Source organism: Streptomyces coeruleofuscus (assembly GCF_039532725.1).
Classification (GTDB): Bacteria; Actinomycetota; Actinomycetes; order Streptomycetales; family Streptomycetaceae; genus Streptomyces; species Streptomyces coeruleofuscus.
Genome location: NZ_BAAASE010000006.1, coordinates 23,227 through 44,796, shown reverse-complemented (window position 1 = coordinate 44,796; position 21,570 = coordinate 23,227). Strand labels below are relative to the sequence as shown.

At 70.3% G+C, this 21,570-nt stretch carries 19 protein-coding genes, 1 tRNA gene and 1 riboswitch; of the genes, 16 read left to right on the top strand and 4 right to left on the bottom strand.

Going from position 1 to position 21,570, the window contains the following annotated elements; genetic code table 11:
- Positions 1-13 precede the first annotated feature (13 nt).
- From ABFX81_RS23660 to ABFX81_RS23645, 4 genes are all read left to right on the top strand, one after another.
- Complete coding sequence (locus ABFX81_RS23660; protein ID WP_086839619.1) at positions 14-964, top strand: ATP-binding cassette domain-containing protein; 951 nt, start codon at positions 14-16, stop codon at positions 962-964.
- Positions 961-1,701 carry a hypothetical protein gene (locus ABFX81_RS23655; RefSeq protein ID WP_086839618.1) on the top strand — a complete coding sequence of 247 codons (741 nt, stop codon included), beginning with the start codon at positions 961-963 and terminating at the stop codon, positions 1,699-1,701. Before ABFX81_RS23660 ends, ABFX81_RS23655 begins: the two co-directional genes overlap by 4 nt.
- Before the next feature lie 202 nt (positions 1,702-1,903).
- Positions 1,904-2,551 carry a SurA N-terminal domain-containing protein gene (locus tag ABFX81_RS23650; protein ID WP_346138615.1) on the top strand — a complete coding sequence of 216 codons (648 nt, stop codon included), beginning with the start codon at positions 1,904-1,906 and terminating at the stop codon, positions 2,549-2,551.
- Between the two features lie 129 nt (positions 2,552-2,680).
- Positions 2,681-3,709 (top strand): nucleoside triphosphate pyrophosphohydrolase, encoded by a 1,029-nt coding sequence (locus tag ABFX81_RS23645; protein ID WP_086840165.1) that lies wholly within the window; start codon positions 2,681-2,683, stop codon positions 3,707-3,709.
- 16 nt (positions 3,710-3,725) lie between these two features.
- Here ABFX81_RS23645 and ABFX81_RS23640 read toward each other — a convergent pair whose 3' ends face one another.
- Complete coding sequence (locus ABFX81_RS23640; RefSeq protein ID WP_086840163.1) at positions 3,726-4,109, bottom strand: hypothetical protein; 384 nt, start codon at positions 4,107-4,109, stop codon at positions 3,726-3,728.
- Between the two features lie 91 nt (positions 4,110-4,200).
- On the opposite strand from ABFX81_RS23640, the gene ABFX81_RS23635 reads away from it, so the two are divergent.
- From ABFX81_RS23635 to ABFX81_RS23595, 9 genes are all read left to right on the top strand, one after another.
- The gene (locus ABFX81_RS23635) at positions 4,201-5,466 is read left to right on the top strand and encodes a cytochrome P450 (protein ID WP_086840161.1); all 1,266 of its coding nucleotides are present in this window, start codon (positions 4,201-4,203) and stop codon (positions 5,464-5,466) included.
- Positions 5,467-5,613: 147 nt separating this feature from the next.
- A complete protein-coding gene (locus ABFX81_RS23630; protein ID WP_086840160.1) occupies positions 5,614-6,573 on the top strand; it encodes a transglycosylase family protein in 960 nt (319 codons plus the stop codon).
- A gap of 228 nt (positions 6,574-6,801) precedes the next feature.
- A riboswitch (cyclic di-AMP (ydaO/yuaA leader) is annotated at positions 6,802-6,980 on the top strand.
- Between the two features lie 4 nt (positions 6,981-6,984).
- The gene (locus tag ABFX81_RS23625; RefSeq protein ID WP_086840158.1) at positions 6,985-7,665 is read left to right on the top strand and encodes a transglycosylase family protein; all 681 of its coding nucleotides are present in this window, start codon (positions 6,985-6,987) and stop codon (positions 7,663-7,665) included.
- 265 nt (positions 7,666-7,930) lie between these two features.
- On the top strand, positions 7,931-9,211 hold the full coding sequence (eno, locus tag ABFX81_RS23620) for a phosphopyruvate hydratase (protein WP_086840171.1): 1,281 nt from the start codon (positions 7,931-7,933) through the stop codon (positions 9,209-9,211).
- 104 nt (positions 9,212-9,315) lie between these two features.
- Positions 9,316-9,792 carry a septum formation initiator family protein gene (locus tag ABFX81_RS23615; RefSeq protein ID WP_086840156.1) on the top strand — a complete coding sequence of 159 codons (477 nt, stop codon included), beginning with the start codon at positions 9,316-9,318 and terminating at the stop codon, positions 9,790-9,792.
- Positions 9,793-9,837: 45 nt separating this feature from the next.
- Complete coding sequence (locus ABFX81_RS23610; protein ID WP_086840154.1) at positions 9,838-10,368, top strand: DUF501 domain-containing protein; 531 nt, start codon at positions 9,838-9,840, stop codon at positions 10,366-10,368.
- Positions 10,365-11,306, top strand: coding sequence for a Ppx/GppA phosphatase family protein (locus tag ABFX81_RS23605; protein WP_086840152.1), 942 nt, complete (start codon positions 10,365-10,367; stop codon positions 11,304-11,306). The genes ABFX81_RS23610 and ABFX81_RS23605 overlap by 4 nt, the downstream gene beginning before the upstream one ends.
- Before the next feature lie 433 nt (positions 11,307-11,739).
- A complete protein-coding gene (locus ABFX81_RS23600; protein WP_086840150.1) occupies positions 11,740-13,152 on the top strand; it encodes an NAD(P)/FAD-dependent oxidoreductase in 1,413 nt (470 codons plus the stop codon).
- Positions 13,153-13,388: 236 nt separating this feature from the next.
- The gene (locus ABFX81_RS23595) at positions 13,389-14,681 is read left to right on the top strand and encodes a class I SAM-dependent methyltransferase (protein ID WP_086840169.1); all 1,293 of its coding nucleotides are present in this window, start codon (positions 13,389-13,391) and stop codon (positions 14,679-14,681) included.
- 196 nt (positions 14,682-14,877) lie between these two features.
- On the opposite strand, the gene ABFX81_RS23590 is transcribed toward ABFX81_RS23595, so the two are convergent.
- Both ABFX81_RS23590 and ABFX81_RS23585 read right to left on the bottom strand, forming a co-directional pair.
- The gene (locus ABFX81_RS23590; RefSeq protein ID WP_086840148.1) at positions 14,878-17,406 is read right to left on the bottom strand and encodes an FtsX-like permease family protein; all 2,529 of its coding nucleotides are present in this window, start codon (positions 17,404-17,406) and stop codon (positions 14,878-14,880) included.
- A 38-nt stretch (positions 17,407-17,444) separates the two neighbouring features.
- Positions 17,445-18,215, bottom strand: coding sequence for an ATP-binding cassette domain-containing protein (locus ABFX81_RS23585; RefSeq protein ID WP_086840146.1), 771 nt, complete (start codon positions 18,213-18,215; stop codon positions 17,445-17,447).
- A 484-nt stretch (positions 18,216-18,699) separates the two neighbouring features.
- Here ABFX81_RS23585 and ABFX81_RS23580 point away from each other — a divergent pair.
- The 3 genes from ABFX81_RS23580 to ABFX81_RS23570 all read left to right on the top strand — a co-directional run bounded on the left by ABFX81_RS23580 (position 18,700) and on the right by ABFX81_RS23570 (position 21,216).
- Positions 18,700-18,783, top strand: a tRNA-Leu gene (locus ABFX81_RS23580).
- Between the two features lie 134 nt (positions 18,784-18,917).
- Positions 18,918-20,093, top strand: coding sequence for a 4-hydroxybenzoate 3-monooxygenase (locus ABFX81_RS23575; RefSeq protein WP_086840144.1), 1,176 nt, complete (start codon positions 18,918-18,920; stop codon positions 20,091-20,093).
- Between the two features lie 214 nt (positions 20,094-20,307).
- Positions 20,308-21,216 carry a Bax inhibitor-1/YccA family membrane protein gene (locus ABFX81_RS23570; RefSeq protein ID WP_086840142.1) on the top strand — a complete coding sequence of 303 codons (909 nt, stop codon included), beginning with the start codon at positions 20,308-20,310 and terminating at the stop codon, positions 21,214-21,216.
- Positions 21,217-21,306: 90 nt separating this feature from the next.
- On the opposite strand, the gene ABFX81_RS23565 is transcribed toward ABFX81_RS23570, so the two are convergent.
- Positions 21,307-21,537: a DUF4287 domain-containing protein gene (locus tag ABFX81_RS23565; RefSeq protein ID WP_086840140.1), complete on the bottom strand. Its 231-nt coding sequence runs from the start codon at positions 21,535-21,537 to the stop codon at positions 21,307-21,309.
- Positions 21,538-21,570 lie beyond the last annotated feature (33 nt).

Below are 21,570 nucleotides of genomic sequence, written 5' to 3'. Positions count from 1 at the left end.
GCGGGTTCGGAAGATGACCAAGGCGACGATCGAAGTGTCGGGGCTGGTCAGGACGTATGCGAAGAAGCGCGTCGTCGACGGCCTGTCCTTCACCGTGAACCCCGGAACCGTCACGGGGTTCCTCGGCCCGAACGGGGCCGGCAAGTCCACCACCCTGCGCATGCTGCTCGGGCTCACCCGGCCCGACGCCGGCACCGCGCTCATCGGGGGGCGCGGCTACCACGAGCATCCCGAACCCCTCAGGGTCGTCGGCGCGTTGATGGACGCCCGCTGGACCCACCCCAAGCGCTCCGCCCGCGCTCATCTGACCTGGCTGGCCCGCAGCAACCGGATCCCCGTGCAACGGGTGGACGAGGTGCTCGCGCAGGTCGGGCTCACCGACGTGGCGGGAAAGCGGGTCGGCGGATTCTCGCTCGGCATGGCGCAGCGCCTCGGGCTGGCGGGCGCACTGCTGGGCGACCCGGGCGTCCTCGTCCTCGACGAACCCGCCAACGGCCTCGATCCCGAGGGCATCGCCTGGATGCGTGGACTGCTGCGCGCACTGGCGGCCGAAGGACGCACCGTCTTCGTCTCCAGCCATCTGCTCGCCGAGATGGCGCAGTTGGCGGACGACGTGGTGATGATCGGGCGCGGGAAACTGATCACCCAGGGCTCCGTCACGGACCTCACCTCCCTCAGCTCCACCGAGGAGGTGCTGGTACGCGCCGAGGAGCCCGAGCGGCTGCGCGACCTGGTCGTGGAGCGCGGCGCGACCGTCGTAGAGGCACCCGAGCGCGCCGGGGCGCTGCTCGTCTCCGGGATGAGCAGCGAGGACATCGGCAGGGCGGCGGCCCGGGCCGGACTGGTCCTGTTCGAACTCGCGCCGCGCCGCCGCACGGTCGAGGACGCCTATCTGAAGCTCACGGCCGATTCGGTCGAGTACCGGGGCTCCGTGCAGCAGCCGATGGAAGGGAGCCGGGCATGACCACGGCCGTACTGCGGACGGAAGTCGACAAGCTGCGGTCGCTGACCTCGACGTGGTGGTTCCTCGGCATCACGGCCGCGGTGTCGCTGGCCCTGAGCGGCTTCGGGGTGCGGGAGACGGCGGCAGGACAGGAGCCGGGCATCGCCGACGTCCTGACGGGACCGGCCTTCGCCCAGTTGCTCATCATGGTCTTCGCCGCCCGTTCGGCCACCATGGAGTTCCGCACGGGCACGATCTGGGCCTCCCGCCTGGCCGTGCCGTCCTGGCACCGGCTGCTGACGGGCAAGGCGGCGGTCGTCGCCGGGCTCGCCGCACTCGCCGGGGCGGTCCTCATGGCCGGTGGCCTCGCCGTGGCGGCACTGGCGGAGCCCACCGCGCGGCTCACCCCGGACTCCGGACTCGACTGGCGCCAGCTCCTCTCCGTCCCCGTGGCGTTCGCGATCACCGCGGTGATCGGTCTCGCGGTCGGGCTGCTGCTCAAGAGCGGAGGCGCGACCGTGGCGGTCGTGCTGGTGTGGTCCCTGGTGGCCGAGCCGGCGCTGGGCGCCGCGGGCGAATGGCTGCTCCGCGTCGACATCGGTGCCTGGCTGCCCTTCATCGCGCTCAGCGACTTCCAGGGACAGCCCGGCGGAACGCCGTTCCCCGGCGGTCCCTACGCCGCGGGTCTCTACGTCACCGCCCTCGCCGCCGGCCTGCTGACGGCGGCGATCCGGCTGCAGGAGCGCAGGGAACCCTGACCGCACCGGAGACCCGGAAACCCCGGGAGGGGAGCCGCGCCCACCCCCCGGACGCGGCTCCCCTCCCGGCCCGGTCCGCGCGGCGGTGCCGGAAGTCCTGGTGAATCGTTGGTCGAATGGGTTGGCCAGAGCTTGGCCACTGCCTACCATCGATCACCGCAAGACCTTGTGCACCGTCGCACAATCTCCTCGGGAGGTCCCCTTGCACCGCCGCCGTCGCACCGCGCTCGTCCTCACCGCCGCGATCGCCGCCGCGGCGCCCCTGCTCACCGCCTGCGGCAACGACGCGCATCCCGGCGCGGCGGCCGTGGTGGGCGGCCAGCGGATCACCGTCTCCCAGCTGGAGGAACGGGTCGGCGAGGTACGCGCGGCCCAGCGGGCGGCCGTGCAGAGCGACGCCCAGTACCAGCAGGCCATCGCCGGGACCGGCGCGCTCACCCGCGACACCCTGCAGACCATGATCCTCGACCGGGTGCTGCACCGCGCCGCCGAGGACGCCGGTGTGACCGTCACCCGCAGGGAGATCCAGGCAATGCGGTCCGGGCTGGAGGAGCAGGCCGGCGGCGCCAAGCAGCTGGAGACGACCTGGCTCCAGCAGTACGGCGTCCCGCCACAGCGCCTCGAAGAGAACCTCCGCCTCCAGCTGGAGGCCCAGAAGCTCGCCGAGAAGCTCGGCACCGACACCAACCGTCCCGAGTTCTGGAAGGCCCTGTCCGAGGCCTCCAAGGACCTGAACGTCGACCTCAACCCGCGCTACGGCACCTGGGACGTCCAGAAGAGCAGCCGGGCCGACGCGAAGACGCCGTGGGTGCGGGACGTGTCGGCGGCCCAGGCGCAGCAGAGCATGTAGCAGCGGAGCACGCGGAGGCACCCCGGGCACGGGGCCTGGAAACCGGGGCCTGCGGAAACCGGGGCCTGTGGAAACCGGGGCCTGTGGATAACTTCGGGGGCTGTCGGCGGCGTGGGATAGCTTCGAATCGTGAACGCCAACAGCCCCGAAGCCACCCCGCGACCCGAGCAGGCCGCCCCCGGCACGGCCGGCACCGCCGTCCCCGGCCGCATCGTCCTGCTCACCACCAGCCACCGCGTCGCCCCCGGCCTGCTGTCCTGGCCCGCCTGGCAGGCACTGCACGCGGCCGACCAGGTGCTGTGCGCGGACGGCGCGCACCCGCAGCTGCCGTATCTGCGCGAGGCGGGGACAGCCGTCGACGAGGCGTCCCCGACGGCCCAGGAGCTGGTCGACGCCTGCGCCGGCGGCCGCACGGTGGTCGTCGTGGCGACGGGCGAGGGCGAGCCGGCCCTGACGGACGGCCTGGCCCGCCTCGCCGGCACCGGCCGCGTCGCCATGCCCGAGCTGGAGCTGCTCCCCGCCTCCTACGACCTGCCGGGCGCCCGCCTGCTCGATCTCGTCCAGGTCATGGACCGCATCCGCGCCGAGTGCCCGTGGTCGTCCCAGCAGACCCACAAGGGCCTGGCCAAATACGGCATCGAAGAGGCGTACGAACTCGTCGAGGCGATCGAGGAGGGCGACCGTGACGAACTGCGCGAGGAGCTCGGTGACGTCCTCCTCCAGGTCGTCTTCCACGCCCGGATCGCCGAGGACGACCTGGAGAGTCCCTTCTCCGTCGATGACGTCGCCGCCGGCATCGTCGACAAGCTGATCCACCGCCACCCGCACGTCTTCGGCGACGAGACGGCCACCACGCCGGAGGAGGTCAAGGCACACTGGCTGCGCACCAAGGCGGTCGAGAAGCAGCGCGCCTCGATCACCGAGGGCATCCCCCTCGGCCAGCCCGGCCTGGCCCTCGCCGCCAAGCTGGCGTCCCGGGCCCGCACGGCGCACCTGGACATACCGCTCCCGCCCGTCGAGGGCATCGGCTACGAGCTGCTGGCCCTGGCGGTCCGCGCGGAGTCGGAGGGCGTCGACCCGGAGGCGGCCCTGAGAGCGGCGGCCCGCGCGTACCGGGACGCGATCAGGGAGGCCGAGGGCCGAGAGCGACGGCCGTGACGCGGTGCCCGGCGGGTCAGTCCCGCCAGTCCAGCTGCGCTTCCGGGATCCCGAGGGAACGGGCGTGGCCCTGTGCCCGCCGACGGCCCTCCGCGCGCCCGTGTGGATCCTGGCCGCGCGGATAGCGGAAGACCGCGCTGAGGAAGACCACGAACGCCTCGGGGGTGGTGTTGTAGTTGACGTACCAGCTCCCGGTCGGGTCCAGGCAAGCGGCCGGCCGCTCGGCCGGCGGTTCCGCGTCGGCCTCCTCCCCGGTGAAGTCCAGGAGCGTCCACCGCTGCGGCTGCCCGGCCGCCGCGCCCTCCACTTCCACCCTGGCGATCTTCGTGACGCGCAGCGGGACACCGGCCAACTCGGCCCCCACCCGCAGGCTCTCCGCGATCAACACGCCTTCGAGCACCTGGTCCTCCTCGATCCCGACGCGGTGAGAGCAGCGATGACCTCTGACAGTGGCGGCCGGCGGTGCCCCGGGCGCTGCGTAGGGTCGTGGCATGCGACGTGAAGTGCCCGGGGTGCCCGAACTGTTTTCGTGGGAGTTCGCCACCGACCCCTATCCCGCCTACGCCTGGCTCCGCGAGCACGCCCCCGTGCACCGCACCGAACTGCCCAGCGGCGTGGAGGCCTGGCTGGTCACGCGGTACGCCGATGCCAAGCAGACGCTCGCCGACCACCGGCTCTCCAAGAACCCCGCGCATCACGCCGAACCCGCGCACGCCAAGGGCAAGACCGGCATCCCCGGCGAGCGCAAGGCCGAGCTGATGACGCATCTGCTCAACATCGACCCGCCGGACCACACCCGGCTGCGGCGGCTCGTGTCCAAGGCGTTCACGCCCCGACGGGTCGCTGAGTTCGCGCCGCGGGTGCAGGAGCTCACGGACGGGCTCATCGACGGGTTCGCGGAGAAGGGGTCCGCCGACCTCATCCACGAGTTCGCGTTCCCGCTCCCCATCTACGCCATCTGCGACCTGCTCGGCGTCCCCCGCGAGGACCAGGACGACTTCCGCGACTGGGCGGGGATGATGATCCGTCACCAGGGCGGGCCCAGGGGCGGCGTGGCGCGGTCCGTGAAGAAGATGCGCGGCTACCTCGCCGACCTCATCCACCGCAAGCGGGAGGCGCTGCCCACCGAGCCCGCCCCCGGAGAGGACCTCATCTCCGGGCTCATCCGCGCCTCCGACCACGGTGAGCACCTCACCGAGAACGAGGCCGCGGCCATGGCCTTCATCCTGCTGTTCGCCGGCTTCGAGACGACCGTGAACCTGATCGGCAACGGCACCTACGCCCTGCTCACCCACCCCGAGCAGCGCGCGCGACTCCAGGCGTCCCTCGCCGCCGGGGAGACCGGCCTCCTGGAGACCGGCGTCGAGGAGCTCCTGCGCTACGACGGGCCCGTCGAACTCGCCACCTGGCGGTTCGCCACGCAGCCGCTCACCATCGGCGGGCAGCGGATCGCGCCCGGAGACCCGGTCCTCGTCGTCCTGGCCGCCGCGGACCGGGACCCGGAGCGGTTCGACGATCCGGACGTGCTCGACCTCGCCCGCCGCGACAACCAGCACCTCGGTTACGGCCACGGCATCCACTACTGTCTCGGCGCCCCGCTCGCCCGCCTGGAGGGCCAGGCCGCCCTCGCCGCGCTCCTCACCCGCCTCCCGGACCTGCGGCTCGCCGCGGACCCGGCCGAGCTGAGATGGCGCGGCGGCCTCATCATGCGCGGGCTGCGCACCCTGCCGGTGGAGTTCACGCCGACCCCAAGGTGACACGCCGTCAGGAATGTGATCTTCACGTGATCTGCGCGGCATGAACTTGTGACAAGTGATCGTCTGCCGATACGTTCACCCATCATCAGCGCGGCCCGGGGGACCCTGCGCCGCGCCGGTCACTGCTGTCTCGCGAAAGGTCTCCGTATGCTCTCCGGGAACGGTCGGCACCGTCGCCCCCGCCAGGCTCCGGCTCTCCTCGTCGCGGCAGGAGTGACCGGCTCCGCCATCGCGATCCCGCTCCTCGGAGCCTCCGGCGCCAGCGCGGCCGACGGCACGACCTGGGACCGGGTCGCGGACTGCGAGACCGGCGGCGCCTGGAGCCAGAACACCGGCAACGGATACTTCGGCGGCCTCCAGTTGTCCCAGGAGGACTGGGAGAACCACGGCGGCCTCGACTACGCCCCGAGTGCCGACCTGGCCAGCCGTTCCCAGCAGATAGCCGTGGCCGAGAGAATCCTCGCCGACCAGGGGGTCGGCGCGTGGCGCACCTGCGGGCTGCTCTCGGGTCTCCAGCAGGACAAGGACTCGGACACGTCCGGCTCGTCCGCCGCAACGGACTCGCCCGGGCTGCTCGACTCCTCCGAGTCGTCTCCTTCGTCCTCTCCGTCCGCGTCGCCGTCGCCTGACGCGCCGTCGACCTCGGAGGACGAAACCGCCAAGTCCGACAAGTCGTCTGATTCCGCCGATTCCTCGACGCAGGACCAGTCACAGGACCAGGAGTCCGACAGCTCTCCCTCGGCCGAACCCGAGAGTGACAAGTCTGACAAATCGCCGCAGAACGACGACTCTTCGGGCCTCACCGACACCGGCTCCGGCCGTCATCGCGGCCCCAGTGCCGACGAGGACACCGCGGCCGAGGACGGCCGTCCGTCCGGGGCCGCGGGCCGGCACGCCTCGCGCGGCGACGAAGCCTCGCGCGAGGCGACGGACGGCTCCTACGTCGTCCGTCCCGGCGACAGCCTCTGGTCCATCGCCGACTCCCTTGACCTCAGCGGCGGATGGCACGCGCTCTACGTCGGCAACGAGGCGGCCGTCGGCGTCGACCCGAACCTCATCCGCCCCGGTCAGAAGCTGGCGGTACGGGTCGAAGCGGACGACGAGTAGCTGGTGGGGCAGTACGGAAACGGCGGCGGAAGTCACCCCTAAACCGTGCGAGTTCACGCTGCGGTTCGCACCGAATGTCCCGTATAAGCCCGGTGAGAGATAGATCTCAGAAGCCCTGATCGTCTTTGAAATTCCGCGACTCGCATGTCTACGGTCATGACCGCTCGTCACCACGAGCTCCGGCTGCCGCAACGCCGAATCCTGCCAGCGGCCGCACGGGAACAGTCGTCGCGTCAAGCGCCGTAGGCAGGAGCGGGGGACCCAAGGTAAGTGCCGGGCCCGGCGGTTGAGGCAACTCGACGGCAGGTCCGGCTTGGGGTGAAGCCGCGTCCCGGGAGGGACGCGGCCGGGCAACTCAACCGGCCCGAACCCGACAGCTCACCTCGCAGGCGTCGGTGAGGGGATCTCTCCATGCTGTTTTCCGGCAAGGGCACGCACCGCCGTCCGTCCAAGGCCTCTCGGGTCATCGCCATCGCCGGTGTCACCGGTGCCGCCGTCGCCGCCCCGCTGATGGCGGCCGGCAACGCCTCCGCCGCCACCGCCTCCGAGTGGGACGCCGTCGCCCAGTGCGAGTCCGGCGGCAACTGGTCCATCAACACCGGCAACGGCTACTACGGCGGTCTGCAGTTCTCCGCCTCCACCTGGTCCGGCTACGGCGGCACCAAGTACGCCTCCACCGCCGACCAGGCGACCAAGGAGCAGCAGATCGAGATCGCCGAGAAGGTCCTCGCGGGCCAGGGCAAGGGCGCCTGGCCGGTCTGCGGCAAGGGCCTGTCGAGCGCCGGCTACAGCGGCGGCGCCGAGCAGAGCAGCGGCTCCACCGAGACCCGCCAGACCGAGCAGCAGCCGGCCTCCCGCTCCGACGAGCGCCCGGCCCAGACCCAGAAGACCCAGAAGACCGTCACCACCCCGACCGGCAAGAAGGTCAAGAAGGGCGACGGCGAGTACAAGGTGGTCAAGGGCGACACCCTCAGCTCCATCGCGACCGAGCGCAAGGTCGAGGGCGGCTGGGAGAAGCTGTTCGAGCTGAACAAGGACATCGTCCAGGACGCCAACCTCATCTACCCGGGCCAGCAGCTGCACCTGAAGTAAGCAGCGGCCCGCCCCCGTCCCCACGGGCTCCCCGCTCCGGTGCGTCTTCCCCCGTACGCACCGGGGCGGGGTTTTTTCTGCCGGTCTTTGCGATCCGGCTTTGTTCCGTTCGGAAACAATTTACTCTCGGTTCTGTCCATGGGGTGGGCGACCCGGTGGCCGATCGCTCGGAGCCGGTTAGGCTCATGTCGCGAGCCACCACGGCCCGCACCGCGCAGGGCCCGAGCGGCCCGCGTACCCGCGTCACATCAAGAAGGAGATGCTCGTGCCGTCCATCGACGTCGTCGTAGCCCGGGAAATCCTGGACTCCCGAGGCAACCCCACGGTCGAGGTCGAGGTCGGCCTCGACGACGGCAGCACCGGTCGTGCCGCCGTCCCGTCCGGCGCCTCCACGGGCGCCTTCGAGGCCATCGAGCTGCGCGACGGCGACTCGAACCGCTACCTCGGCAAGGGTGTGGAGAAGGCCGTCCTCGCGGTCATCGAGCAGATCGGCCCGGAGCTGGTCGGCTACGACGCCACCGAGCAGCGCCTGATCGACCAGGCCATGTTCGACCTGGACGCCACCGACAACAAGGGCTCCCTCGGCGCCAACGCCATCCTCGGCGTCTCCCTCGCCGTCGCCCACGCCGCCTCCGAGGCCAGCGACCTTCCGCTGTTCCGCTACCTGGGCGGCCCGAACGCGCACCTGCTGCCCGTGCCGATGATGAACATCCTGAACGGCGGCTCGCACGCCGACTCCAACGTGGACATCCAGGAGTTCATGATCGCTCCGATCGGCGCGGAGTCCTTCTCCGAGGCCCTGCGCTGGGGCGCCGAGGTCTACCACACGCTGAAGAAGGTCCTGAAGTCGAAGGGCCTGGCCACCGGCCTCGGCGACGAGGGCGGCTTCGCCCCGAACCTCGGCTCCAACCGCGAGGCCCTCGACCTCATCCTCGAGGCGATCAACGAGGCCGGCTACACCCCCGGCGAGCAGATCGCCCTGGCCCTCGACGTGGCCGCGTCCGAGTTCTACAAGGACGGCGTCTACACCTTCGAGGGCAAGGAGCGCTCGGCGGCCGAGATGACCGAGTACTACGCGGAGCTCGTCGACGCGTACCCGCTCGTCTCCATCGAGGACCCGCTGTTCGAGGACGACTGGGAGGGCTGGAAGACCATCACCGACAAGCTCGGTGACAAGGTCCAGCTCGTCGGCGACGACCTGTTCGTCACCAACCCCGAGCGCCTGGCCCGCGGCATCGAGGAGGGCGCGGCCAACGCGCTCCTGGTCAAGGTCAACCAGATCGGTTCGCTCACCGAGACCCTGGACGCCGTCGAGCTGGCCCAGCGCAGCGGCTTCAAGTGCATGATGTCCCACCGCTCCGGCGAGACCGAGGACGTCACCATCGCCGACCTGGCCGTCGCCACCAACTGCGGCCAGATCAAGACCGGCGCCCCGGCCCGCTCCGAGCGCGTCGCCAAGTACAACCAGCTCCTGCGCATCGAGGAGATCCTCGACGACGCGGCGGTGTACGCCGGCCGCTCGGCCTTCCCGCGCTTCAAGGGCTGACCTGGCCCGTAAGTAGCAGCGTCGTACGTACGTCCCCGTACTCGGTCCCGTACCGTGTCCGGGGACGTACGCGCGTATGACGGTGGAGCGGGAGGCGGACAGACATGGCCGTGAAGGACCGGGACCGGTTCTCCACCGCGACCAGGATCCGGCTGCTCGGCGAGCAGACCGCGGCCCGGGTCTACCGCTCCCAGACCAAGCGCCAGGCGCGCCGCTCCCGGCTGACCGGCCGGGCCGCGCTGCTCGCCCTGGTGATGTGCTCGCTGATCGTGGCCCTGGCCTACCCGATGCGGGAGTACGTCTCGCAGCGCGCCGAGATCGACGACCTCCAGCGCGAACAGCAGCAGGCCCGGCAGCGCGTCGAACGGCTGCGCGACCTGAAGGCGCGCTGGCAGGACGACGCGTACGCCGAGCAGCAGATCCGGAAGCGGTTGCACTACGTCATGCCGGGGGAGACGGGGTTCATCGTCGTCGACCCGCACGCGGCGCGGCAGTCGCGCGCCGACCTGGGGGCGGCCGACCGCCCCTGGTACTCGAACGTCTGGGACGGGGTCGACAAGGCCGACGCCTCCGACCAGTGAAGTGACCCGAGAGAACACCCAGAGAAAGACAGCCTGAACACAGTCATGGAAACGCCCCCGCCGACCACTCCGCGCACCGAGCCCACCGACGCGGACGTCGAGGCCTTCAAGCAGCAGCTCGGCCGGCCCCCGCGCGGCCTGCGCGCGATCGCGCACCGGTGCCCGTGCGGGCAGCCCGACGTCGTCGAGACGGCCCCGCGGCTGCCGGACGGGACGCCGTTCCCCACGCTGTACTACCTGACGTGCCCGCGCGCCGCCTCGGCGATCGGCACGCTGGAGGCGAACGGCGTGATGAAGGAGATGACCGAGCGGCTTGCCTCGGACCCGGAGCTGGCGGCGGCGTACCGAGCGGCGCACGAGGACTACGTCAGGCGCCGTGACGAGATCGAGGAGCTGAAGAACTTCCCGAGCGCGGGCGGCATGCCGGACCGGGTGAAGTGCCTGCACGTGCTGGTGGCGCACTCGCTCGCCGCGGGGCCCGGGGTGAACCCGCTCGGGGACGAGGCCATCGGGATGCTGCCGGAGTGGTGGCTCAAGGGCCCGTGCGTGACGGCCGCCGAGGAGGACGCCCAGTGACCCGTGTCGCCGCCGTGGACTGCGGTACGAACTCCATCCGGCTTCTCGTCGCCGATGCCGACCCTGCCACCGGCGAACTGGTCGACCTGGACCGCCGTATGACGATCGTGCGGCTCGGGCAGGGCGTCGACCGCACCGGCCGGCTCGCCCCCGAGGCGCTCCAGCGCACCTTCGCGGCCTGCCGCGAGTACGCCGGGATCATCAAGGAGCACGGCGCGCAGCGGCTGCGGTTCGTGGCGACCTCCGCCTCCCGGGACGCCGAGAACCGGGACGAGTTCGTGCGCGGCGTGCTGGACATCCTGGGCGTCGAGCCCGAGGTGATCTCCGGGGACCAGGAGGCCGAGTTCTCCTTCACCGGCGCCACCAAGGAGCTCGCCGGGCGGGACCACCTGGCCAAGCCCTACCTGGTGGTGGACATCGGCGGCGGCTCGACCGAGTTCGTCGTCGGCGACGACCACGTCCGTGCGGCACGCTCGGTGGACATCGGCTGTGTCCGCATGACCGAGCGGCACCTGGTCCGGGACGGGGCCGTGACCGACCCGCCGTCCGAGGAGCAGATCGCGGCGATGCGGGCGGACATCGACGCCGCCCTCGACCTCGCCGAGGAGACGGTCCCGCTGCGCGAGGCTCGCACCCTGGTCGGCCTGGCCGGGTCCGTGACGACCGTGTCGGCGATCGCCCAGGAGCTGCCCGAGTACGACTCGGCCGCCATCCACCACTCCCGTGTCTCCCGCGAGAAGGTCCGCGAGATCACCGACTGGCTGCTGCGCTCCACGCACGCCGAGCGCGCGGCCGTGCCCTCCATGCACCCGGGCCGGGTGGATGTGATCGGGGCGGGGGCCCTGGTACTGCTGTCGATCATGGAGCGGATCGGCGCGGAGGAGGTCGTGGTCAGCGAGCACGACATCCTCGACGGCATCGCGTGGTCCGTCGCCTAGGACAGGCTCCAGGCCGCTTCTGAGCAGGCAAGGATCACGTTTGAGCGGGTCCGAGGGGCGCGCGTGAGCCCCTCGGGGCCGGGCCCGCGGAAAAGTTCGTGAAGTTCTTCACAAGGAATTCGGCACTCCAGGGCGACTGGAAGGGCCGCGTTGACCCTTCTGGGGGCCCGATGGCCCTTTGAACATGTTCAGAAGCATGATATGGGCGTGCTCGGAGAGGTTGCCGGAGGAGGGTCAGGCGGGACGCTCACAGGGGGGTCCGCGGGCCAGAGAGGCAGCTCACGCGGCATTGACAACGGTCCGTAGTGCACAAAGGGACCCGGTTGTCACCATGACGTGGATCACGGGAGCCGCGGAGGATAACACACCCCCCGGAAGAGCTTGTGAAGGGGCGCACGAGCTACCCCCCTGAGGCGGGTGGATACTCGATGGCATGAGCACCACGGAGCGTCCCAGGATCCTCGTAGTAGGCGGTGGGTACGTAGGCCTGTACGCAGCTCGGCGCATTCTCAAGAAGATGCGCTACGGCGAGGCGACCGTCACGGTCGTCGACCCCCGGTCGTACATGACCTACCAGCCCTTCCTCCCCGAAGCCGCCGCCGGCAACATCTCCCCGCGCCACGTCGTCGTCCCGCTGCGACGCGTGCTGCCGAAGGCGGAGGTCCTCACCGGCCGGGTCACCACCATCGACCAGGACCGCAAGGTCGCCACGATCGCGCCGCTGGTCGGCGAGGCGTACGAGCTGCCCTTCGACTACCTGGTCGTCGCGCTCGGCGCGGTCTCCCGCACCTTCCCGATCCCCGGCCTCGCCGAGCAGGGCATCGGCATGAAGGGCATCGAGGAGGCCATCGGCCTGCGTAACCACGTCCTCGAGCAGCTCGACAAGGCCGACTCCACCAACGACGAGGAGATCCGCCGCAAGGCGCTGACCTTCGTCTTCGTGGGCGGCGGTTTCGCCGGTGCGGAGACCATCGGCGAGGTCGAGGACCTGGCCCGCGACGCGGCGAAGTACTACAAGAACGTGTCCCGTGAGGACATGCGGTTCATCCTGGTCGACGCCGCCGACAAGATCCTCCCCGAGGTCGGTCCCAAGCTCGGCAAGTACGGCAAGGAGCACCTCGAGGGCCGCGGCGTCGAGGTCTACCTGTCCACCTCCATGGACTCCTGCGTCGACGGCCACGTGGTGCTGAAGAACGGCCTCGAGGTCGACTCCAACACCATCGTCTGGACCGCCGGCGTCAAGCCCAACCCGGTCCTCTCCCGCTACGGCCTGCCCCTCGGGCCGCGCGGCCACGTCGACTGCGAGACCACCCTCCAGGTCAAGGGCACCGACTACATCTGGGCCGCGGGCGACAACGCCCAGGTTCCGGACCTCGTCGGCCGCAAGGCGGGCAACGAGAACGCCTGGTGCCCGCCGAACGCGCAGCACGCGCTGCGTCAGGCCCGGGTCCTCGGCGACAACGTCCTGTCCGGCATGCGGGGCTTCCCGCAGAAGGACTACTCCCACGCCAACAAGGGAGCGGTGGCCGGTCTCGGCCTCCACAAGGGCGTCGCGATGATCGTCATGGGCAAGATGAAGATCAAGCTCAAGGGCCGTCTCGCCTGGTACATGCACCGTGGCTACCACGGCATGGCGATGCCGACCTGGAACCGCAAGATCCGCGTCTTCGCCGACTGGACGCTCGGCATGTTCCTCAAGCGCGAGGTCGTCTCGCTCGGCGCGATCGAGACGCCGCGCGAGGAGTTCTACGAGGCCGCCAAGCCGGCCCCGGTCGCCTCCGCGCCGAAGGAGAAGACCGAGGCGAAGGCCAAGGAGAAGACCGAGGAGAAGGCCAAGGCCTCCTGACCTCCGGCCCCTTCCCGTCCTGACGGAAGGACCTGCGCGCAGGACCTCCGCCGCCGGACTCCGACGAAGGACCTCCCGCCATCCGTGGTGCGGGAGGTCCTTCGGCGTTCCCGCGGCGTTCGTTCGTAATAGTGGTTTTGCCCAGACGTGACGCGTGCCGGGGACTGCGGCGAGGCCCCGCAGGTGTTTACGTGGTGTCGGACATTCCGGGATTCCCCGTCACGGAGGTGTACACCATGGCAGACGCCGCGCCGCGGCTCCAGGGCCTCTTCGCACAGTTGCTGGGAGCACCGCTACCCGTGCGCATCCGCGCTTGGGACGGTTCGCAGGCGGGCCCGCCGGGCGCGCCGACCCTGGTCGTACGCGACCGCCGCGCCCTGCGCCGCCTGCTGTGGAAGCCGGGCGAACTCGGCCTGGCGCGGGCCTGGGTGGCCGGTGATCTCGACATCGACGGCGACCTCTACACCACCCTCGACCTGCTGGCCGGTCACATCTGGGAGCGCGACGAGGACGCCCGCACCCTCGCCCAGGCCCTGCGCGACCCCGAGGTCCGCGCCGCCGTACGCGGGCTCGTCAAGCTCGCCGGAACCCCGCTGCCGCCCGCCCCGCCCCGCGAGGAGGCCCGCCGGCCGCGCCGCAACCTGCACACCAAGCGCACCGACAGACGCGCCATCAGCCACCACTACGACGTCGGCAACGACTTCTACGAGATCGTCCTCGGCCCGTCCATGGTGTACTCCTGCGCCTACTGGCCCAGCCCCGAGAGCACCCTCGAACAGGCCCAGCACGACAAGCTCGAACTGGTCTGCCGCAAGCTCGGCCTGGGCTCCGGTCAGCGGCTGCTCGACGTCGGCTGCGGCTGGGGCTCGATGGCCGTCCACGCGGCCCGGGAGCACGGCGTGAGCGTCGTCGGCATCACGCTCTCCCAGGAGCAGGCCGCGTACGCCCGCAAGCGCGTCGCCGACGAGGGCCTCACCGACAAGGTCGAGATCCGCGTCCAGGACTACCGCGACGTCCGCGACGGGCCCTACGACGCGATCTCCTCCATCGGCATGGCCGAACACGTCGGCGCCGAACGGTACCTGGACTACGCCACCGACCTGCACGGGCTGCTGAAGCCCGGCGGGCGGCTCCTCAACCACCAGATCGCCCGCCGCCCGCAGCGGGACGAGACGGCGTACGACGTCGACGCGTTCATCGACTCCTACGTCTTCCCCGACGGCGAGCTCCAGCCCATCGGCGTCACCGTCGCCCAGTTGGAGCGCGCCGGGTTCGAGGTGCGCGACGTCGAGTCGATCCGCGAGCACTACGCCCTCACCCTGCGCCGGTGGGTCGCCCGCCTGGAGGCCGAATGGCAGCGTGCCGTCCAGCTCACCAGCCCCGGCCGCGCCCGCGTCTGGCGTCTGTACATGGCCGCCTCCGCGCTCGCCTTCGAGCACAACCGCATCGGCGTCAACCAGGTCCTGGCCGTACGCACCCCCGAATCGGGGGAATCGGGCATGCCGCTGCGCGCCCGTACCTGGAACTGAACGCGGGGGGCCCGGTTCCCGCCGGCGGGAACCGGGGCCTTTCGGTGTGGTGGCCCGGGGAGGGAAACCCGAGACCGCTACCGCACCCGCCACCCGGCCCCCCTGACCGGAAACGTCGGGATTCCGCCCGCGCCTGGAGCCGAAACGGCGAAGGGCCCCTTTCCCAGCGTGGGAGAGGGGCCCTTCGAGGTCTCGGCTACTCCGCCTTGATCGCCTCCAGCATGTTCAGCCGGGCCGCACGCCGGGCCGGCCACAGCGCGGCGAGGACGCCCACCGTCGCGGCCAGCAGCAGGAAGATGCCCATCCGGGCCCAGGGCAGGACGAGTTCGTAGGTCGCCATCCTGGTGGCCAGCAGTTCACCGGCCGCCCAGCCGAAGAACACGCCCAGGCCGATGCCCAGCACCCCGCCGAACAGGGAGATCACCAGGGACTCCAGGCGGACCATGCGCTTGATGCCCTTGCGGTCCAGGCCGATTGCCCGGAGCATGCCGATCTCCTGGGAGCGTTCGAAGACCGACATCGCCAGGGTGTTGATGACCCCGAGGACCGCCACGATCACCGCCATGGCGAGCAGGCCGTAGACCATGTTCAGCATCAGTGTGAACATCTGTGCGATCTCGTTGGAGATGGCCTGCTTGTCCTGGACCTTGATCGCCGGGTTGGTGCCGAGGGCCTTCTCCAGCTTGTCCTGCGTCGCGCCGGACGTGCCGCCGGAGGTCTTCACCATGACCTTCATGTTGTACGGGTCCGACTCGTGCGGCGCGAGGGTCGCCTGGTCGAGCAGGATGCCGCTCAGGAAGTCGTTGCTCTCGTAGGTCCCGGCGACCGTCAGCTTCTGCTTCTTGCCGTCCTCGAAGGAGACCGTGAAGGCGGACCCGGCCTTCCAGCCGTAGGACTTGGCGGTCTCGCTGTCCACGACGATCCGGGTGCCGCCGACCTTGAAGGAACCGGTGTCGACCTTCGGGCCGGCCAGCTCGCCGATCGCCGCGCCGTTGACGCCGGTCAGGTACTCGGTCCGGCCGTCGATCCGGGAGACGGCGTTGAGCATCGGGCTGGTGGCGGTGACGCCGTCGGTCCGCTCCAGCTTCTTCTCGACGTCCGGCGACAGCGGGTTGCCGTTCGCCATGGACACCACGTAGTCGGCCTTGATCGACGACGACGCCATCTTCTCGATGGCCTGCTGGAGGCTGCCCGCCATCACCGTCATACCGGTGATCAGGGTCAGGCCGATCATCAGCGCCGAGGCGGTGGCGGCCGTGCGGCGCGGGTTGCGCACCGAGTTCTGCCGGGCCAGCTTGCCGGAGATGCCGAAGGCGCGCAGCACGGGCGCCGCGGCGGCGATCAGCGGGCGGGACAGCAACGGGGTCAGGATGAACACGCCGATGATCAGCAGCGCCGCGCCGAAGCCCATGGGCACCTGGCCGTCCGAGCCGTCCATCGTCGTGGCCACCAGGATGACGGCGATGCCCGCGGCGGAGACCAGGGCGCCCAGCGTGTTGCGCAGCACCAGCGACTTGGTCGTGGCCTTGGCGTGCACGCTGTTCATGGCCGCCACCGGCGGGATCTTCGCGGCCCGGCGGCCCGGCAGCCACGCCGCCAGCATGGTCACCAGGATGCCGACCGCGAGCGCGGTGAGGATCGTGGCGGGCTTGATGATCAGCGGCCCGTCCGGCACGGTCGCGTCGAACGTCCCCATCAGGGAGCGCAGTCCGGCCCCGATGCCGATGCCCGCGACCAGCCCGGCCACTGCGGCGACCGCGCCGACCACGAACGCCTCGATGAGCACCGACCGCGTCACCTGCCGCCGCGAGGCGCCGACCGCCCGCATCAGCGCCAGCTCCTTGGTGCGCTGGGCGACCAGCATCGTGAAGGTGTTGGCGATGATGAACGTGCCGACGAACAGGGCGATACCGGCGAAGACCAGCAGGGCCGTCTGCATGCCGCTCATCGACCGGGCGATCGTCTCCGCCTGGTCGTCGGCGAGCTGCTTGCCCGTGGTGGTCGCGACGGTGCCCTCGGGCAGTGACTCGTCCAGCTCCGCCTTCAGCGCGGCCTGGGTGATGCCCGGCTTCGCCGTGACGTCGATCTGGTCGTACACGCCCGCCTTGCCGAACAGCTTCTGGGCGGTCGCCGTGTCGAACAGGGTGAGGCTGCCGCCGGCCGCGACGTTGCCGTCGTCGGTGGTGAAGATGCCGGTGATCTTCGGGGTCAGGACCGGCCCGTCGACCGACATGCGTACGGTGTCGCCGACCTTGTAGCCGGCGCGTTCGGCCGTCTCGGAGTCGATGAGGACCTCGCCCCGGCCCTTGGGGGCGTGCCCGCTGACCAGGGGGTAGCGGGGGTCCTTGGTGCCCCAGTAGTTGCCGCCCTGCGACTGGAAGCCCTCGCCGATCAGCTTGCCGTCCTTGTCGGCGATGGCGGTGAAGCCCTGCACGACCCCGATGGCGGACGCGGCGCCGGGGACGCGCTCGCTCTTGTCGAGCGTGGCCTGGGTCAGGTCGTGGAGTTTGCCGACCCGGTCGCCCTCGGCGTCCTGGTAGTCCGCCGTCATGGCGACGTCGACCTGGTCGAAGCCCTTGGCCGAACTCTTCTGGAAGGCGTCGGAGATGGTGTTGGTGAAGACCAGGGTCCCCGACACGAAGGCCACGCCGAGCATCACGGCGAGGACGGTCATCAGGAGCCGGGCCTTGTGCGCGAGCACGTTGCGCAAGGCGGTACGGAACATGGGTTCTTCTTCTCAGTCCTGTCGGTCCTGACGGGGGATCAGCTGGTGCGGCCCTTGGCGTCGAACGCCTTCATGCGGTCCAGGACCGACTCGGCCGTCGGCCGGTACATCTCGTCGACGATCCGTCCGTCGGCGAGGAAGATCACCCGGTCCGCGTAGGCCGCGGCCACCGGGTCGTGAGTCACCATCACCACCGTCTGGCCCAGCTCCCGAACGGAGTTGCGCAGGAAGCCCAGCACCTCGGCGCCGGAACGCGAGTCGAGGTTTCCGGTGGGCTCGTCACCGAAGGTGATCTCGGGCCTGGAAGCCAGCGCCCGCGCCACGGCGACGCGCTGCTGCTGACCGCCCGACAACTGTGCGGGGCGGTGGCCGAGCCGGTCCGCCAGACCCACCATCCGGATGACGGAGTCCAGCCACTGCTTGTCCGGCTTGCGGCCCGCGATGTCCATCGGGAGGGTGATGTTCTCCAGGGCCGTCAGGGTCGGCAGCAGGTTGAACGCCTGGAAGATGAAGCCGATCTTGTCCCGGCGCAGCTTGGTCAGCTGCTTGTCCTTCAGGGAGCCGAGCTCGGTGTCGCCGATGCGCACCGACCCGGAGGAGAAGGTGTCGAGACCGGCCACACAGTGCATCAGCGTCGACTTGCCGGAGCCGGAGGGGCCCATGATCGCGGTGAACTCGGCCTGCCGGAAGTCGACGGACACCCGGTCGAGGGCGACCACCTGGGTCTCACCCTGTCCGTAGATCTTCGACAGATCCGTGGCGCGCGCGGCCACGGCGGTGGCCCGGTCGGTGAGCGGTGCGGTGGTCACGGGATGGCACTCCTGTCGGACGGCGGTGTTCTGGGACGGACTCGTTCCATCGTCCGGGTCCCCCGCCGCCGTGTAGTCAGCCGTTGTTCCGGTTCCGGGGGCCGACTGCGGTCTGACCGCGAGGGGCGGTGTCATACCTGGGGATGACGAACGCCCCTGAGGGGAACCGGTGTCGGAGGAGCGAGTGCTCAACGCGCCGGGAAACCGGGTGACCCGGTGTCAAGAACCGAGTGACCCCGTGTCAAGAACCGAGTGACCTCGTGTCAAGAACAGGTGGAGTGCCCTTGTTCAGACGGTGAAATTCCGTCATTCCGCATGCGCCGCCGACAGCCGCACGCAAGGCTACTGGCAAGTGCGGATGGCGCGTTCCATGTGCTGATGCACCCTCAGACGTCAATAAAATAAGACAACATCGGTCCGCCCTTCCGCTGTTCGGGGGACCCGTCCCGATAGTCTCGGAACCTCGATGCGGAGCCCATGGCCTGCCCGGATGGTGGAATGCAGACACGGCGAGCTTAAACCTCGCTGCCCTTTCGCGGGCGTGCCGGTTCGAGTCCGGCTCCGGGCACCTTCCGATCCCTGTGTGGTCCATTGAGAAGTTCGCGGCGTACCCGTTGACAGCGGTCGCATGCCGTCAGAGACTCACATCCAATAATGGTGAAAAAAATTTCACTATACGAACGGATGAGAAGAGGGCGTCCGATGCGCACCACCGTCGGCATCATCGGAGCCGGCCCCGCCGGCCTCCTCCTCGCCCGGCTGCTCCGCAACGCCGGCATCGACTCGGTCGTCCTGGAGGGCCGCGACCGCGCCTACGTCGAGCGGCGGCAGCGCGCCGGCATCCTGGAGCAGGGCACCGCGGACGTGCTGCGCGCGGCCGGCGCCGGGGCGCGGATGGACCGCGAGGGGCTGCGCCACGACGGCATCGAACTGCGCTTCGACCGCAGGCGCCACCGCGTCGACTTCCCCGCCCTCACCGGCGGACGCTCCGTGATGGTCTACGCCCAGACCGAGGTCTGCAAGGACCTCATCGCCCTCCAGCTCGACGAGGGCGGCCCGCTGCTGTTCGAGGCGGAGGCGCTGGCCGTGGAGGACGCCGGCACCGACGCCCCGCGCGTCCGCTTCCGGCACGAGGGCCGCGAGGACGTCCTGGAGTGCGAGTACGTCGTCGGCTGCGACGGCTTCTGGGGCGTGGCCCGCAAAGCGATCCCGGCCGAACTGGTCCAGGTCTTCGAACGGACGTACCCCTTCGGCTGGCTCGGCATCCTCGCCGACGTGCCGCCCTCGCACGACGAACTCGTCTACGCCCGCCACGACCGCGGCTTCGCGCTCCTCTCCATGCGCTCGCCGTCCGTCTCCCGCCTCTACCTCCAGGTGCCCGACGGCACCGACGCCGAGGCGTGGAGCGACGAGGCGATCTGGGACGAGCTGGAGCGCCGCTTCGAGACCGCCGACGACTGGCGCCTGGAGCGCGGCCCGATCACCCAGAAGTCGGTCACGCCCATGCGCTCCTACGTCCACGAGCCGATGCGCCACGGCCGCCTCTTCCTCGCCGGCGACGCGGCCCACATCGTGCCCCCCACCGGCGCCAAGGGGCTGAACCTCGCCGTCGGTGACGTCGTGACGTTCGCTCGGGCCCTGGCCCACCGGCAGGAGACCGGCTCACCGGAGCTGCTCGACGCCTACTCGGAGACCTGCCTGCGCCGGATCTGGCAGGCCGAGCGGTTCTCCTACGACATGACGACCCTCCTGCACCGGGCCCCCGGCGCGACCGGCTTCGAGGACCGGCTCCAGCTCGCCCGGCTGGACCGCATCGCCTCCTCCCGCGCCGCCGAGACCGATCTGGCGGAGGCGTACACGGGGTTCCCGTTCGGGTGATGTAAGGGTGGCGTCAGCGGGTACTCACGGGATGGTTCCGGACGTGTCGCAGCTTGGTGATGAATGACCCCCTCCGATGAGGGGAATCACGAAGCCGCGTAGCGTGTTGCGCAGCACGACGAGGGAAAGATCCTCCCCAAGCACTAGGGTCATTCCTTTGCCTACCTATTACTCTTGAGCCAAGGTCACGCAGTGTTGGCCATGGAGGAGTGAAATGAGGAGCAGAAACCCGGTCTTCTCGCGACGGGGGTTCAGCCGCGACAACGGCTACGCGGGCTTCAACACCGCGCCGCAGGCCGGGGGTCCCGCTGTCGCCACCCAGGGCAACCCGTACGCGCAGCCGACGGGCAACCCCTACGCGCAGAACCCGTACGCGCAGAACCCTTACGCCCAGCAGGACGTGCAGCACGGCGCGCCGCCGCAGGCCCCGGCCACCACCGGCCGGATGACCATCGACGACGTCGTCCTGCGCACGGCGAGCACGCTCGGTGTGCTCATCCTCACCGCGGCGCTCTCCTGGGCCCTGCTGCCGGTCGACGACGCCAACATCAGCCGTAGCTACGGCATCGGTATCGGCGCCGCGCTGATCGGCATGGTCCTGGCGTTCGTCCAGTCCTTCAAGCGCAAGGCCTCGCCTGCGCTGATCCTGACGTACGCCGCGTTCGAGGGTGTCTTCCTCGGCGTCGTGTCCAACATCGTCGACAGCCGCATCGCCGACGGCGCGGCCATGCAGGCCGTGATCGGCACCATGGCGGTCTTCGCCGGTGTGCTGATCGCCTACAAGGCCGGCTGGATCCGCGTCAACCGCCGCTTCTACGGCTTCGTGATGGCGGCCGCGCTCGGCTTCATCATGCTGATGATGGTGAACCTGCTGTTCGCGGTGTTCGGCGGCGGTGACGGCCTCGGCTTCCGCAGCGGTGCCCTCGGTGTCGTCTTCGGCATCATCGGCATCATCCTCGGCGCCTGCTTCCTCGCCCTGGACTTCAAGCAGGTCGAGGACGGCGTCGCCTACGGCGCCCCGCGTGAGGAGGCGTGGCTCGCGGCCTTCGGCCTCACGCTGACGCTGGTGTGGATCTACCTGGAGTTCCTGAGGCTCATCTCGATCCTCAACAGCAACGACTAGTCTGCGACGCGTCGTGCGCGAAGGGCCCCGGCTCCGGCCGGGGCCCTTCGGCGTCTGCCGGGCGGCTCCGTCGTCGAGACGTGTCCGCGCCTAGAGCAGTTTGCGCGCGGCCCTCCTCAGGTCGTACTCATGGATGATCGCCTTGGCGTGGCCGTACGCGAGGTCGTGTTCGTGCCGGAGCCAGCTGACCTTTTCCTCGAAGCGGAAGAGTGCCGGGCCTTCTTCGACGGTGCGAAGCCAGTCGGAGATCTCACGACCGGTGCAGTGGGGGATGCGGGCGAGCATGTTGCGATGGGTCTCTTCGGAGAAGACTTGGGACATCGGCGCCTCCGGACGCTGGGATGTAAGCCGGTC